The organism is Pseudanabaena sp. CCNP1317, assembly GCF_034931345.1.
In the GTDB taxonomy this organism is placed as follows: domain Bacteria; phylum Cyanobacteriota; class Cyanobacteriia; order Pseudanabaenales; family Pseudanabaenaceae; genus Pseudanabaena; species Pseudanabaena galeata.
The window spans coordinates 55,446-71,518 of the sequence record NZ_JAYGIF010000007.1 but is presented as its reverse complement, the minus strand read 5'-3'; the positions used below and the strand labels follow the sequence as shown (position 1 = coordinate 71,518).

The 16,073-nt window shown below is 41.3% G+C and carries 11 protein-coding genes; 5 read left to right on the top strand and 6 right to left on the bottom strand.

Translation table 11 applies throughout. The annotated features are described in order from the left end of the window. Positions 1 to 14: 14 nt before the first annotated feature. Positions 15 to 656, bottom strand: coding sequence for a hypothetical protein (locus VB775_RS04295; RefSeq protein WP_281007889.1), 642 nt, complete (start codon positions 654 to 656; stop codon positions 15 to 17). A gap of 209 nt (positions 657 to 865) precedes the next feature. Here VB775_RS04295 and VB775_RS04290 point away from each other — a divergent pair, with 209 nt between their 5' ends. The 3 genes from VB775_RS04290 to VB775_RS04280 all read left to right on the top strand — a co-directional run bounded on the left by VB775_RS04290 (position 866) and on the right by VB775_RS04280 (position 9,673). Beyond that, complete coding sequence (locus VB775_RS04290; protein WP_281007888.1) at positions 866 to 1,879, top strand: agmatine deiminase family protein; 1,014 nt, start codon at positions 866 to 868, stop codon at positions 1,877 to 1,879. A 488-nt stretch (positions 1,880 to 2,367) separates the two neighbouring features. Then, positions 2,368 to 6,981: a PAS domain S-box protein gene (locus VB775_RS04285; protein WP_281007887.1), complete on the top strand. Its 4,614-nt coding sequence runs from the start codon at positions 2,368 to 2,370 to the stop codon at positions 6,979 to 6,981. After that, positions 6,974 to 9,673 carry a response regulator gene (locus VB775_RS04280; RefSeq protein ID WP_281007886.1) on the top strand — a complete coding sequence of 900 codons (2,700 nt, stop codon included), beginning with the start codon at positions 6,974 to 6,976 and terminating at the stop codon, positions 9,671 to 9,673. The genes VB775_RS04285 and VB775_RS04280 overlap by 8 nt, the downstream gene beginning before the upstream one ends. Before the next feature lie 58 nt (positions 9,674 to 9,731). Here VB775_RS04280 and VB775_RS04275 read toward each other — a convergent pair whose 3' ends face one another. Further along, on the bottom strand, positions 9,732 to 10,058 hold the full coding sequence (locus VB775_RS04275; protein ID WP_281007885.1) for a hypothetical protein: 327 nt from the start codon (positions 10,056 to 10,058) through the stop codon (positions 9,732 to 9,734). Positions 10,059 to 10,132: 74 nt separating this feature from the next. Here VB775_RS04275 and VB775_RS04270 point away from each other — a divergent pair, with 74 nt between their 5' ends. Both VB775_RS04270 and VB775_RS04265 read left to right on the top strand, forming a co-directional pair. Continuing rightward, positions 10,133 to 10,900, top strand: coding sequence for a class I SAM-dependent methyltransferase (locus VB775_RS04270; RefSeq protein WP_281007884.1), 768 nt, complete (start codon positions 10,133 to 10,135; stop codon positions 10,898 to 10,900). Positions 10,901 to 11,166: 266 nt separating this feature from the next. Continuing rightward, on the top strand, positions 11,167 to 11,427 hold the full coding sequence (locus tag VB775_RS04265; RefSeq protein ID WP_281007883.1) for a hypothetical protein: 261 nt from the start codon (positions 11,167 to 11,169) through the stop codon (positions 11,425 to 11,427). Between the two features lie 43 nt (positions 11,428 to 11,470). On the opposite strand, the gene VB775_RS04260 is transcribed toward VB775_RS04265, so the two are convergent. From VB775_RS04260 to VB775_RS04245, 4 genes are all read right to left on the bottom strand, one after another. Beyond that, positions 11,471 to 12,475 (bottom strand): pentapeptide repeat-containing protein, encoded by a 1,005-nt coding sequence (locus VB775_RS04260; protein WP_281007882.1) that lies wholly within the window; start codon positions 12,473 to 12,475, stop codon positions 11,471 to 11,473. 347 nt (positions 12,476 to 12,822) lie between these two features. After that, complete coding sequence (locus VB775_RS04255) at positions 12,823 to 13,206, bottom strand: response regulator (RefSeq protein ID WP_281007881.1); 384 nt, start codon at positions 13,204 to 13,206, stop codon at positions 12,823 to 12,825. Between the two features lie 248 nt (positions 13,207 to 13,454). Continuing rightward, entirely contained in the window at positions 13,455 to 13,829 is a 375-nt protein-coding gene (locus tag VB775_RS04250; RefSeq protein WP_281007880.1) for a response regulator, read from the bottom strand. A gap of 135 nt (positions 13,830 to 13,964) precedes the next feature. Next, a complete protein-coding gene (locus VB775_RS04245) occupies positions 13,965 to 16,049 on the bottom strand; it encodes an ATP-binding protein (protein ID WP_281007879.1) in 2,085 nt (694 codons plus the stop codon). Positions 16,050 to 16,073 lie beyond the last annotated feature (24 nt).

The following is a 16,073-nucleotide window of genomic DNA, read 5'->3' as shown; positions in this document are numbered from 1 at the left end:
AAAAGTTCGCGAAGTTAGCTAATCTTTTTGGCATAGCAACGTAGTCCACTTACTTTAGTCAAAATTGAGTCTTCGAGCTTATCTTGTGCATCATCTTCTACGCCTCCACCTTGAAGTTGTAAGACATCATTTGACTGAAGCTCTAGCATCCAGTCGTTAAACTGCGATCGCGTTACACGTTCACCGATCACCCGTCTAATCCGATAAATTGGCACAAGATTGTCATAGTTGTAATCACGATTAAGCTGATCGTAAGTTTCTAAAGCCACAACCTTAAACTCATCGTAAGTCGAGATCTTAGGCGCGATCGCCTCAGCATTCACACCAACACCTTGATATTGCCTAAACCATCTCAAAGCCGCATTCGCCAACCGACTGCCCACCAACTGCCCCTCAAACCCAAAATCCGCCGACAGCAAACCCGTCGCCAACTGTTGCAAACCCGCATCCGTCAGCGACAACTTCGGCACTTTCTTATCCATCGTCAAAGCGATCGCCCCACGCTCAGCAAGATCCTGCAAACTAACCTCATACACCGCCTTCTTCTCCTTACCCTTATAAGGACGCAAAAGCTCACTCCTCTTGACTAGCCCTTGACCATTCCCCAAACCCCACAAATTTAGAAGCAGACGTATCTCGTTATTAACTGTACTCATTGTTATTTATTAGGCTGCAAACCTGAATTATATATTTTCAAAGCAAAAAAAATTAGACATGAAATTAAGCAACCACACCCACTATTTTTAGGATAATGCTTTTGCGTCCTGTTTTCTAATTTTTTTAAGGCAAGTAGCCTTAGCAATAGCGCGATCGCCCAAAATAAAGGTAGGATTTCCGATGGATTATTAACAACACCGCAACCGTCATGGATCACCCCAAAACCTTGGGCTACTCACAGCCAGCCGAATGGCAACCCCACACCGCCTGCTGGCTAGCCTTCCCCAGCCATCGCGACCTGTGGTTAGAATATCTCGATATCGTCCAAGCGGAATTTGTCGCCCTAGCCAAAGCGATCGCCACATCCGAACAGCTAGAAATCTTAGTACTCGAAGAAACTGCGGCTCTAGCAAAGGAACTGCTCGGAGATTTACCCGTGCGCTTTCATCAGATTCCCTTTGGTGACATCTGGATGCGCGATATCACACCGATCTATATCAAAAATGCAGATGGGAAACTAGGGGCTTTGCATTTTCAATGGAACGGTTGGGGTGGCAAATATCTACTAGAACATGACGATCGCGTAGCCGAAAATATTCTTGCAACCCTTGACATACCTAAATTTGAATTTGACTGGGTACTCGAAGGCGGTGCGATCGAAGTCGATGGAGCAGGAACCTGTCTCACCACCAAGCAATGTCTCCTCAATCCCAACCGTAATCCGCAGATGGATCAACAGGCGATCGAATTGGGATTAAAAAATGCCTTGGGAGTAGAAAAAGTACTGTGGATTGAAGAAGGGCTTCTCAATGACCACACCGACGGTCATATCGACACGATCGCCCGTTTTATCGCGCCTCATACCGTCATGTGTATGCACCCAACCTCTGAGGATGATCCTAATTACCGAGTTCTCAATGATATTGCTGCTCAACTAGAAGCAATGACCGACGCTCAAGGACATAAATTGAATGTAGTTAAAATCCCTTCACCAAGTCTCGTTCTCGATGACGAAGGCGAAATTATGCCCGCCAGTTATCTCAACTTCTACATCTCCAATGACAGCGTGATTATTCCCACCTATGGCTCAGAGAATGATGAATTAGCAGTGCAGGCGATCGCCCAGCATTTCCCAAACCGCAAAGCGATCGGGCTTTCAGCAAAACATATTCTCTTAGGTGGTGGGGCATTTCACTGCATCACTTGTCATCAGCCGCAATAGCAAAGTCAGCGCAAACCAATGACTTTGCTATTGCGGCAATTCACGAAGGTGTGGCAACACTTGCGTGAATTGGTATGAGAAGGGATCAGCGAACTCATTTAAAATCAGCTCGATATAGCCATTTGCGGCGTGCGAAGCACGCCGCAAATGGCTATATCGAATTCACGTTCATTTATGGTAATCCTATAGCGCTCCTAAATAGGTTGTGAGACGCACTCTCACAACTTATTTAGGAGCGCTATAGAAAGGAAAGGATTGAACGTGGAAAGAATAGACGGCGATTGGCACTGTCTATTCTTATCTAGCATGACCTCATTTATTGCTATAATAATTACATTAATATTGGTTTTATTAGTCTTAACTGAAACGATAGCGCTCATTTGATTGTTATGAGAGAGCGGGCGCACTCTCATAACCTATTTAGGAATGCTATAAATATAGTTCTCATTGTGGCTTTATTTTAATTATTGATTGTATAAACGGAATAAATGTTAGATGGATTACTAAAGGATGAGCAAAAAAATCATCTAAAGCAAATATCTAACACCAGAAACTTATTTTTGGGGTTAGCGATCGCTGTTGTGAGTATATTAGGCGGGGGGATAGGGTCTTTTTATTGGTTTGGACAAAAGATTACCCACAATACTCAAGAAAAACTCCTAGCGATCGCCCAGTTAAAAGCCAATCAAATTGAACAATGGATTAATGAACGACAATCCGATGCCCTGATCTTTACATCGCGTCCATCGGTAATCACCACCCTCCAAGCAATTGAAAGGGGCATACAGGATGACAACGCGCAACAGCAGCGATTGATAATGCAGCAAGAGGCTTTCAAGACGAGAACAGAATATGGATATCACAGAATAGTACTAATTGATCGAGCGGGCAGGTTGGTATGGCAAGAAGGACAACCAGCAAATTTGACGGAATTAGTAACGCAGACTTTTCAGGCAAAATTACGAACCCCGACTAAAGTAAATAGATTTGAATTTGTCGATATGCATTGGCAGGAAACTAGCACAGGTAAGATGGCTGTATATGGAGTGCTTGTACCTATCTATGATCAAACGAATACCCTCATAGGAGCAGCGTATTTAGAATCAGATCCCACCAATTATTTATTTCCCCTATTAAGATCATGGCCGACAACTAGCGCCACTGCGGAAACCTTTCTCGTGCGACAAGAAGGAAATTTGGCACGATATCTCAATCCTCTTCGCCATAGAGATAATGCTGGATTAGAATTTACCCGATCGCTAGATCAAACTGGTTTTTTATCAGTACAAGCCATAAAAACGACACAAAAACAGAAGTTATTATCGCGATTATCTGATTATCGCAATATCTCAGTGATCGGCGCATCACAGAGAATTAAAAATACACCTTGGGTAATGGTCGCCAAAATTGATCTTAGTGAGGCTGACGAACCTTTACAGCAGTTGGCAATTATCGTTAGCAGTTTGACAGGGCTTTTGATTGGTATTGTTTTTTATGTTGCTTACCAGATTAGGCGATTGGGAGGATTAGCCCTACAATCCCTAAAGCAAAAAGCCGAAACTGAACAAGCGTTGATGGTTGCTGATAATGCCTCACGATATCTGACTGCGATTGAGACTTCCATTGATGGCTATGCCATGCTCGATCGCTTTGGCAAATTTAAGGAAGTAAACGCAGCTTTGACCGCAATCACAGATTACAGTAACGAGCAATTATTGGAGCGATCAATTTTTGACTTAGTAGTAACTACAGACATCGAACAAAATGAATTCACCTCCAGTTGGATTGCCCACCAGAAAACAAAAATTTGTCAGCAATGGAAGCAAAGAAGTGGCAATCTCATTGATGTGCAAATTAGTATCTCCTATTTTCCTCAGGGAGAAGGTCTATTTTTTGTGTTTGTGCAGGACATCACCAATCAAATTAAGTTACAGCATCAACTCGAACGCACTACGCAACTGCACAGATTTCTGAGTCGGGCTAATGAAGCGATCGTCCGTATTCGTGAACCGCAGGAATTACTACTTAAAATTTGTGAAATTGCATCTGATTATGGGAAATTTCGACTCGTTTGGATCGGCATTGTCAATCCTGAAACCTTGATAGTCGAGACATTTGCGGCAGCAGGAGAAGCGATTAACTATATTCAAGAAATGCAAATATCCATTGATCCATCTCTACCAACTTCCCTTGAGCCAGCGGGTATTGCTATTAGAGACAATCAAATTGTTGTCGTCAATGATTATTTTACAGACCCAAAAACTCTTCCGTGGCATTCCCAAGCCCAAAAACATGGTATTAGCGGTAGTACTGCTTTCCCCTTGGTCATCGATCAGCAGAACGTTGGCGCGATCGTCTTCTATGCTTCAGAAAAAAACTTTTTTGACGATATTGTTGTCAATTTATTGACAGAACTGACCGAAGATGTGGGGCTATCACTCAGGCTTACTGACTCCGAAAAACGTCGCGCCGCCGCAGAAAGAGAAATACAAGAACATGCATTTCTCTTTAGATCGCAATTTGATGTCGGGGTACTTGGTATTGCCATTAGTTCAATTGATAAACGATGGTTGCGGGTCAATCATAAACTGTCGGAAATGCTCGGTTATAGCGAAACTGAACTATGCAATATGTCATGGACAGAGATGACCCATACGGAGGATCTTGCATCTAACCTCGATAAATTTCAAAGATTGCTTAATGGTGAAATTGATGGTTATGAAATGGAAAAGAGGTTTATTCGCAAGGATGGCTCTTTGGTATATACCATCCTCAATGTATCTTGTTATCGTAATGCAGATCACTCCGTAAAGTTCCTGATTTCATCATTTCAAGATATCACTACTCGCAAACAGGCTGCAATCGCCCTCCAAAACAGTGAAGAACGGTTTCGTTTAGCGATCGTCAACGCACCATTCCCCATCATTCTCTATTCGAGGGATAACCAACCATTACAAATTAACCGTGCTTGGATTAATCAAACGGGATTTACAGACTGTGACATTACTGAAATAACAGAATGGACAGATCGATTTTGTCAAAACTATCTGCCATTGCTACAACCATCTCAAAACCATACATCTGAACATGATAGTCCTACAGAAGTTAAAGAAATAAATATTACAACTTATGATGGTTCCACTCGTGTTTGGCAGTTTAACTCTGCTTACCTCTCAAGTATCATCGATTCTCAGCAAATGATCATTGGTGTCGCTACGGATATTACAGAGCAGAAGATAGTAGCACAAGCCCTCCAAGAAAGTGAAGAAAGACTGAGCCGCGCCATTACTGATGCTCCCCTACCGATTATTATTCATGCGGAAGATGGACAAATCATACAAATTAATCGAACTTGGACAGAAATCACTGGCTATACTCTTGCAGAAATTCCCACCATTGGAGATTGGGTAGCGAAGGTTTTTCGGGATAACTATCAGGAGATTCTACGGAAAATCCAAAACCTCTATGAGATTACCGAACAGTGTGACGATGGAGAGTTTGAGATATTTACGAAAGATGGCTCTAGGCGAATTTGGAATTTTGCAACTGCTCCCCTAGGTCGGATTGCTGATGGTAGACGAGCGTTAATTTCGATGGCAATGGATGTCACCGATCGCAAAGCCAATGAAATAGCTCTAAAAGAAGCCAAGCAACAGGCCGAAGAAGCTAATCAAGCCAAAAGCACTTTCCTCGCCAATATGAGCCATGAATTACGGACTCCCCTCAATGGCATCCTTGGCTATGCTCAAGTTTTTGCGCGTGACGTTAATCTCACACCTAAACAAAAAGAAGGGCTAGAAATTATTAGTCAGTGTGGCAAGCATTTACTCAGTCTCATTTCTGAAATTCTTGACTTATCGAAAATCGAAGCCCATCATTTAGATTTAAATCCCTCTGTCATCAACTTCCCAAAATTCTTGATGAGTGTAGCAAAAATCTGTCAAATCAAGGCTGAGGAAAAAAGCTTGCTCTTCAATCACGAGTTTTCTGAAGACTTACCCGTAAATTTACTTGTCGATGAACAACGTCTAAGGCAAATATTGCTGAATCTATTAGGAAATGCAATTAAGTTTACCGATCACGGCATGGTAACTTTGCGCGTAGAAGTAGTACCAGTAGATATCAACAATCCAAGTAAAGATGATACAACTCCCCATCTTACCAAAATTCTCTTTGCAGTCATTGATACTGGCAAAGGTATTGCTCCAGAACATTTAGACAAAATATTTCAGCCCTTTGAGCAGGTAGGTGATTTCAAAAAACGTCCTGAAGGCACTGGACTAGGATTATCAATTACTCAAAAGTTAGTCTCTATGATGGGGGGAAATCTCCAAGTGAGCAGCAAGATTAATAGAGGCAGCAGCTTTTGGTTTTCCTTAGATTTAGCTGAGATTAAAACGCGGCAACCTATTGTTAGTAATATTGCGATCGCTGATTCGCCAAACATTATTGGATATACAGGTCGCAGAATCACCATTTTAGTAGTGGATGACCGTTGGGCAAATCGGGCGGTGATCAAGAATTTACTAGAGCCATTAGGTTTCATTGTGCTAGAAGCGGAAAATGGCTATCATGGAATCTTAATGGCAAAAAACAATTCCGTCGATGTCATTATTGCCGATCTAGCTATGCCTGAGATGAATGGGATTGAAATGGTGCGTCAATTAAGACAGATGCCAAAATTTCAGAATATCCCTATTCTGGCTCTTTCTGCTAGTATTGTCGAATCCGAGAAAATCAGAAGTATTAACGCAGGCTGTGATGATTTTTTGGCAAAGCCCATTGATTTATCGATATTTTTAGGAAAAATTCAAGAATATCTACATCTATCATGGATTTATAATCAATCAGCACCGAAGCAAACATCCGACACAATGGCAGAGCAGCTTTTAATCATACCGCCATTTACTGAGTTAGCTGCAATTCTATCGGCATTAGGAGTTGGTGATTTCGAGGTGATCGCTCAAGAAGCCCAAAGAATTAGCCAACTTGATCCGCAATACCAAAGTTTTGCCGATAGATTACTATCCTTAGTGCAAGCCTTTGATGAACCAAATATTTTCAAGCTATTGCAGTCAAGGAGTGATAGTTACCATGTCTAACCAGCAGCCTTCTGTGATTTTTATAGTTGATGATAATCCTGCCAATGTGAAATTGCTTTCTACGGTTTTAAGTTCCTATGGCTATAAAATTCTCGTGGCTATGGATGGACTGAGCGCGATCGCCAAAATCACCAAAGCACAACCCGATCTAATTTTATTAGATATTCTCATGCCTGAATTAAACGGGTTTGAGACCTGTCAACAGCTTCAAGAGTCAGAAGCAACCCGCCATATTCCAATTATTTTTATGACCGCCTTAGCTAGTACCGCCGATAAGGTCAAGGGATTAAATTTAGGAGCAGTAGATTACGTTACCAAACCTTTTCAACAAGAAGAACTAATTGCTAGACTGGAATTGCATTTAAAACTACGACACCTTACCCAAGATTTAGACAAGCAGAACCAAAAACTCCAATCTGAAATTATCCAACGCCACAAAGCAGAAGAAGCTTTAAAAATCTTCTCAAGGGTATCGGAGCAAAGTCCTGCCTCGATTGTAATTACAAATGTGGGAGGGGATATTGAATATGTCAATCCCAAATTTGAAGAGCTAACAGGTTATAAATTTACCGATGTGATCGGCAGAAATCCCCGCATTCTCCAATCTGGATATGTCTCCGAGCAAATCTACACAAGCCTCTGGGATAACATCACCAGTGGGAAGGAATGGCATGGAGAACTGCAAAATAAAAAGCGCAATGGAGAACTGTATTGGGAACAGGCTTCCATCTCGGCAATTAGAGATCCAAATGGTAACATTACTCATTATGTCGCTGTCAAAGAAGATATTACACTCCGCAAACAAAAGGAATTAGAATTTCGGCAACAGGTTGAACGCGAACGAATTATATCAAGGTTAACCTTGAGTATTCGGCAATCCCTTGATTTTACGGAAATTTTAAATACGGCTGTTACCGAGTTAAGACAGATTATTGCCATTGATCGCGTTTTAGTTTGTTGCTTGTTACCCGACGGTAGTGGCAAAATCACTGCCGAGTCTGTGTCTGAGCAATCAATAAAAATGCTAGACATGACAATTCCTACGGAAATATTTCCGCCAGAAATGCTCCAATATTATCTCGAAAGCAAAACTTATCAGATTGATGATCTTGATCACGTAGAGATTTCGTTCGGGCTACAAGAATTTTGCCGAAACCACACACTCAAAGCTCAGTTGGTTGCATCGATTATGCAACAGAATAGCCTCTGGGGATTGCTAGTAGCCCATCATAGCCAGACGCATCAATGGCAACAGTGGGAAATCGATCTTTTTCGCCAAGTCAGTGATCAGATGGCGATCGCGATCGCCCAAGCTAGTCTCTATCAAAGAATCCAAACGGAATTAGCCGAAAAGAAACTTGCTGAAAATGCTCTGCAAAAGCTCAATCAAGAGTTAGAGGAGCGAGTAGAAAAGCGCACTGCGGCTCTTCAGGAAAGCGAGATTCGATTACAAGAAAACAACGGAAAATTAGCCCTAGCCAATATTGAGCTAGAGCGAGCTACGCGCCTCAAGGATGAGTTTTTGGCAAATATGAGCCATGAGTTACGCACGCCTTTGAATGCAATTTTAGGTCTGTCAGAGGCTTTAGTGGAAGGAGGCTTAGGGACTTTAAGCGATCGGCAAATGAAAGCAATTACTACTGTCGAATCAAGTGGACAGCATTTACTATCATTAATTACCGATATCCTCGATCTTGCCAAAGTCGAATCAGGAAAACTAGAGCTACACCTTAAAAATGTGGATATCAAGAAGCTCTGTAACGACAGCCTTACCTTTGTCAAACAACTCGCTGTCAAAAAAAATATTCAACTATCTCTTAATATTTCTGGTTGCCTAATAAATACTCGTCTTTCCAATATTCAAGTTGATGAATTACGAATCCGTCAGGTCTTAATCAATCTGCTCACCAATGCCGTGAAGTTTACCCCAGACGGTGGAGCAGTAGTATTAGAAGTCCAAATGGGCGAAATTCAGCACGAGGGCGAACCATCGGAGTTTTATACGGACTTTATAGTCTCTGATACAGGGATTGGTATCGCTCCAGAGAATATTAGCAAACTGTTCCAAACCTTTATCCAAATTGACAGCGCCCTCAATCGTAAATATGCAGGTACAGGTTTGGGACTTTCGCTAGTAAAAAAGATTGTGGAAATGCACAAAGGATCTGTTGATGTAGAAAGTGAAGTCGATAAAGGCAGCCGATTTCGGGTGCGTCTGCCCTACCTGCAAAGTCAATTAACTAAGCATGAGACTAACTTGCTGTCATCAGCGATCGCTGATGTATCGATCCTGACAAACTCTACCGCAACACCTTCTACAATTTTGATCGCTGAAGATAACGAGGCTAATATTGAAAGTGTCAGTAGTTATCTAGAAAATCGAGGATATCAATTATCACTAGCGAAAAATGGCAAAATTGCGGTGGAGATGGCGATCGCGCAAAAGCCTGATATTATTCTGATGGATATCCAAATGCCTGAAATGGATGGACTTACGGCGATGAAACTTATTCGTAATAATCCAAAGGTAGCCAATATTCCGATCATTGCACTTACGGGTTTGGCAATGACAGGCGATCGCGAACGGTGTTTAGAGGCGGGAGCTAGTGAATATCTCACTAAACCATTTCGCTTACGACAGCTAGCCGATATGATTCAAGAACTTTTAGCCTCAAGAAGTGTGAGTATCTAGCGCTTTGAGCTTGAGCAGTAATATTTAACCTCAGTTTGGGTTAATTTCAAACTAGCTCCTAGATAGGGTTCGCGTAGCGAACCCTATCTAACGTGAGTTCGATATAGCCATTTGCGGCGTGCTTCGCACGCCGCAAATGGCGAAAAATGGTAAGAATCGCTAAGCGATTCTTACCATTTTTCGCTTTCGTCGAACTGACGTTATCTAGGAGGCAAAACAGTAAAAGTCTTGCTTCGCAACGATAGAGAATGTAAATACATAGCGCAATCAGGAGAAAAGGCATGATCGCATCACTAATCGCATCACTATATTTTGTGAGAAACTTGGCGATCGCAGTGGCGAGATCATCTTTGCTATTAAGTAGCTCACCCCAATTAAAAACCAAAAACCAGAAGTTGTCCCGCCCGCTACGCGGGTAGAATAGCTTTCTAGGTTTTTAGTTTACCAAGGAGAAAAAGAATGCATAAAAAACAATGGTACGAGACCTTATTTGAAAACTATGGTCAACAATATGACAACGAAATTTTTACCCAAGGAACTATGGGTGAATGTGATTTTCTAGAGAAAGAGATAAATTACAACAAGGAGTTAAAGATTATTGATATTGGATGCGGGACGGGTCGCCATTCAATAGAGTTATCAAAAAGAGGTTATGACATTACAGCGATCGATCTGTCTGAAGCGATGCTACAAAGAGCAAGAGAAAAAGCAGAGCAGAATGGTTTACAAGTAGAATTTTTAAGGTACGACGCACGCAACTTACCGTTTGAGAACCAATTTGATTTGGCTATTATGATGTGTGAAGGAGGCTTCTCATTGATGGAAACCGATGAAATGAATTTCACAATTCTTCAAAATATTTCAAAATCTTTGAAGCACAAGTCAAAATTCATTTTTACAACTTTGAATGGGCTATTTCCATTGTTTCACTCTATAAATGAATTTCATGCTGAAGGAGTTGTCGAAGGCAATGCTCAATATAACAGCAAAAATTTTGACCTAATGACATTCAGGGATTATAGCATTACAAAATTTGTAGATGATAATGGAGAAGAAAAAGAACTTGAATGCAACGAAAGGTATTATGTACCATCTGAAATAACATGGCTGCTGAAAATGCTTAGGTTTACGAATGTTGAAATGTTTGGAGCAAAACTTGGTGCTTTTTCTCGTGAAGATAAATTGACAACTGAAGACTTTGAAATGTTAGTAATCGCTGAACGATAGAAAATGAAGAGAAAGCATATAGCATTTAGTAGGTCGAAAACTATGCAAAGCAAGATTTTTAATACACCGATTTTTATACCTACTTTTACATATAGCAATCCTAAATAGGTTGTGAGAGTGCGCCCCTTCGGGGCGCACTCTCACAACCCTCAAAATCTTACAACTCATTTAGGAGTGCTATAGTGTTGCAAAAAACATATATTCTCAGACTTACATGACTATAATGCAAGGGTAAATCAACCTCAACTCTACGGAGTTTAGTTAAAATGAGCGAAGAACAAAAATCAGGGATTGGTGGATTTGTTAGTGGCTTACAGCAGAAAGCTGGGGAAGTAGCTGAAGGAATTAAGGAAAAGGTTGAAGGCACTATTGGTGAAGAAAATGTTAAAAAAGTTTCCGATGTGCTAAACACAGATGTTGGTGCGATCGCCAAAGATTCCGCAGGCAAGGCAGTTGATGCTCTAGAAAGTTTGACTGGTCGCGACATTGATGGCGATGGAGATGTTGCTGGCAAACCAAAGGATTAATCCTATTAGATAAAGGCGATGGCGCTTTGCGCCATCGCCTTTATTAGTGATTATGTACAGAACCATCGGGCATAATTGTTCCAAATAGATTTGCCTCAGACAAACTCACTCCATTAAGATTCGCAAGGCGCAAATTCGCTTTGACTAAATTAGTCCCAATCAAAAAAGCAGCATCTAATTTAGCTGAGATGAGTTGCGCTCCTGTCAGAATAGCTCCATTCAAATTAGCATTACTTAAAATTGCATCACTTAAAATTGCATCTTCTAAATTACTATCACTTAAGTCTGCATCACTCAAAATTGCATTGCTCAAAACTGCATTTTTAAGATTAGCATGACTCAAATTTGTATTACTTAGATTGGCATTGCTGAGAATTGCATCACATAAATTGGCATAACTTAAATTAGCTTGATTAATAGCAACATTACTCAAGTCACATTCTTGCAAATTAGCATTACTTAAATTTACAGCACATAGTTTTGAGTCTGATAGGTTTGTATTACTGAGATCGGCAAATTCTAGATTTGCATTGCTCAAATCACTACGACGAAGATCGGCATTGGTCAAAATGACATTACTTAAAATGGCATTACTTAAGTTTGTTTCACTTAAATTAGCATTACTCAAATCACTTGAATCTAAATCAGCCCCACACAAGTTTGCTCCGTTAAAGTATGCCTTAATTAGATCAGCTCCCTGAAGGTTTGCCAAACTTAGATCGCATCTTTGCAAAGAAGCTTCTCTTAGATGAGCCTTACTCAAATAGGCTCCATTTACTTCCGCATCTTTGAGATTTGCTTTATACAAATCAGCCTCTCGCAAATTTGCTTTCACTAGATCAGAACCACTCAGATTCGCTCCTAATAAATTAGCATTACTCAGGTTTGCCCAACGCAAATTTACCCCACTCAAATCTGCTTCGCGGAGATTAGCTCGCCTCAAGTTAGTACCACTCAGATTGGGGATAATCTCAGGATTTTCTAATCGCCATCTATTCCAACTGGCTACCCCTTGTTTCAGTATCGCGAGATGTTCTAAGTTACCCATATGTCTACTTCCTTTTACGCCAAATCTTTTTACAAGGATGTAGCGGTTATTTAGAGGATAATGATCCCATAAATCAGTACTTGGCGAAACAAGAAAAAATCAGTAATTAAGGTCTGATAGGGATGGCACGGGGGGCAGCCTCTAAATTTGGCTTAGGGGCAATCTCCGCCCTGCTACGCTTGCTTTCACCAGTCTTATAGATAATACCAATTCACGAAAGTGTGGCCACACTTTTGTGAATTGAAAAACAAATCCAGTAAGGGTTTTAAAAGCACAAAATGGCTACGCCATTTTGTGCTTTGGTAATCATAATGAGATGTTGCGCTCCGCGCCGCATCTCATTATGATTACCAATCCAAAATACGTTTAATTTGAGTAACAATTTGAACAGAATTGAAGGGTTTAGCGATCGCGCCTCTGACTCCTAGCTGAGCAATTTTTTGAGCTTCGGTGAGGTCAACGCGACTAGTTAGTAAGACAACAGGAATATTTGCAAATTCAGGATTAGCTTGCAAAGTTTTAAGAAAAGCGAATCCATCCATATTTGGCATGATCATATCTAGCAAAATTACATCGGGTCTGATGTTTTCAACGGCTGCTAAGCCCTCTTCACAGCAAGGGACGGTTAGGGGTTGCCAGTCACTAAAAATTTCTACACAAGTCTCGACGATTTTGCAAATATATTCCTCGTCATCTATTAGTAAAACTGTTTTTCTAGATATATTTTCCATTGGAACTGTGAAGTACAATTTGGCTTCTAACTAACTGATGTTACGTAGAACCCTCACCCCCCCAGCCCCTCTCCCATCAAGGGAGAGGGGCTGGGGATGAGGGGCTGGGAAATCAGTTCTAATTCTAATGACAATTTAGCTTCAGTTTAGGGAATAAAAATGAGGATATTCTGAGGAAGAGGAGATTTAAGATTTTCCGTGGTGCGGCGCAGCCGCACCACAGAAAATCTGGCTCTTTATTTCAGCAATTACCAATTTAGAAGTTGGGCAATTTGATCGGCAATTTGGAGTGGCTCAAAGGGTTTAGAGATCGCCCCTGCTATATCTAGTTGAGCAAATCTGGCGCGATCGCTTGCTTGTACTTTGGCTGTTAAGAGAATTACAGGAATATTTTGAGTTTCTGGATTTTGTTGGAGATGCTGAAAGACCGTAATACCGTCCATTTCAGGCATCATTACATCAAGGAGAATAGCGTCGGGTTTGAGGGATTCGACAATGCTAAGCCCTGCTTTGCCAGAGTTTGCGATTTGGACTTTCCATCCTTTAAAGCTTTCTAAACAAACCGCTATGACTTGAGCCAGATTTGGTTCGTCATCAATTAGTAAAATCGATTTGGTGGGCATAGTTATAAATTTCTGAATAATGTTACAAATTCTCTTTGTCTATGTTTCAAGGTTTAGATCCCCCCCAGCCCCCCTTAAAAATGGGGGAGAATTTTCTTCTTCCCCATTTTTAAGGGGGATTGAGGGGGATCATTCTTATTTTCTTTGGTGGGGAATTGTGAATGAAAACGTACTTCCTTCTGATAATTTACTTTCAACCCATATTTTGCCACCATGTTGCTGCACAATACTTTGACAGATAGCTAAACCTAATCCTGTGCCTCCCATCTGTCGAGAATCGGAAGCATCGACTTGATTAAAACGCCCAAAAATACTTTCTAGATGCTCTACGGGAATGCCCCGACCTCGATCGCTGATATGAAAAATAATTTCCTCCGCAAGAGATTCTATTCGGATTTCCAGTTGGCTTTGTGGTGGTGAGAACTTAATCGCGTTACCTAGTAAATTAACAAGGGTTTGGACAAGGCGATCGCTATCAGCAAAAATTTGGAAGGATTTACACTCAGCTAAGATTTGGATCTGGCTTTCGGTGGCGATCGCTTGCATGGTTTCGGTGGCTTGGCGACATAGCGCTGAGGTGTCATACCATTGGCGATCGAGGTTTACCTTGTTAGATTCTAAACGCTCTAAGTCCAAAATATCATTGACCAGACGGACTAACCTCTCGATGTCGATCGCTGCGATATCAAGCATATTCTTGGCAACTTCGGGTTTGTTGGCTAATACACCCGAAGAAAGCAGACCCAACGCGCCCCGAATCGATGATAAGGGTGTGCGGAGTTCATGGCTAACGATGGAAATAAATTCATCTTTGACTCGCTCAACCTTCAACTTCTCCGTAATATCTTCACCAATGCCTAGTGTACCAATGATTTGATGATCTTGATTGTGAAGGGTGGTATTGTTCCATGCGATCATTCTTTCTTCACCTGTCTTCGTCAAAATCGGATTTTGATAGTGGGACTGAAAATTATTGATTAGTGAATCTGAAAAAGCCTCTCTGATCTCTTCTTGCATAATTTGGGGCAGAAAGAGAGAGAACCAGTCTTTGCCGATCACTTCCTCTGATTCGTAGCCCGTGGAGGCGAGAAAAAAGGGATTGACATACTCCACTATACCCTCACAGTTCAGACCCACAACGATTAGATGCACATTATCCAGTAACGATTGCCAACGACGATTTGATTCTTGGAGAGCGCTTTGACGTTTAAAAAGTTCGGCAGTGCGCTCTCTAACGCGATTTTCTAATTCCACATTGCTAACTTGCAGATCGTGATAGAGTTCAGCTTGTTGGATAGCGATCGCTAACTGTACGGATAATTGCTGAAGTAAGCTAACCTCGCTCTGTTGCCAAATACGTGGATGAGAACATTGGTGGACAATCAACAATCCCCATAATTTTGGAGTTTTGTCGTTGATGGTCAAGATCGGTAATACTAGATTTGCCCAAACCTGAAACTGTTCCATTAATTGCAAATGGCATTCAGTTAAGTTTGCCTTATAAATATTAGAAGTTGCAAAAACACGACCTTCTGCATATCTCTCTCCGAGATTACCTTGAAAGCAGTATTCGTCAATATGCTGATTTAGACAGGTTTTCCAAGGCGATAAAACCGACTCAGCTACGACTATGCCACTAAAATCAGGGTTGAACTGATAAACAACGGTGCGATCAGCTTTTAAAAAATTGCGTACTTCATGGACGATCGCATTTAAAATTTCTTCTAAACCAATGTATTGCCGAATATATAGCGAGATTTTGGCAATCAAAAGTTCCTGCTCTTGCGATCGCTTTAGTTGATGGGTAAGCATGATGTGATCGCACACCTGTCCAACACGGTTACATAAAGATATAGCGGTAACTTCTCTCTTAATCAGATAGTCGGCAGCTCCTAACCGCATTGTTTGGAGGATAGCCTGTTCATTGCCGTCATGTCCAGTTAAAATAATCGCCGCTAGCTTTGGCACAAGATCGCCCTCTCCCATTGCAGCTAAAAACTCCCAGCCTTCGCCATCGGGTAGAAAATAATCAATCAGGAAAATATCGGGATGTTGCGATCGCCATAAATCTATCCCTTCTGCTAGGGTTTCCGCTTCCAAAAAAGTATAGGGACGAGTATCCGATCGCAAATAGCGAATGTAAGTAGCGCGATCTTCTGCCGAATCATCGACAATCAAAATGCTAATGGCGGAGTCTAAGGGAGATGATGTCGAGATCATAAGATTTCAGGCAGAATTTAAGGC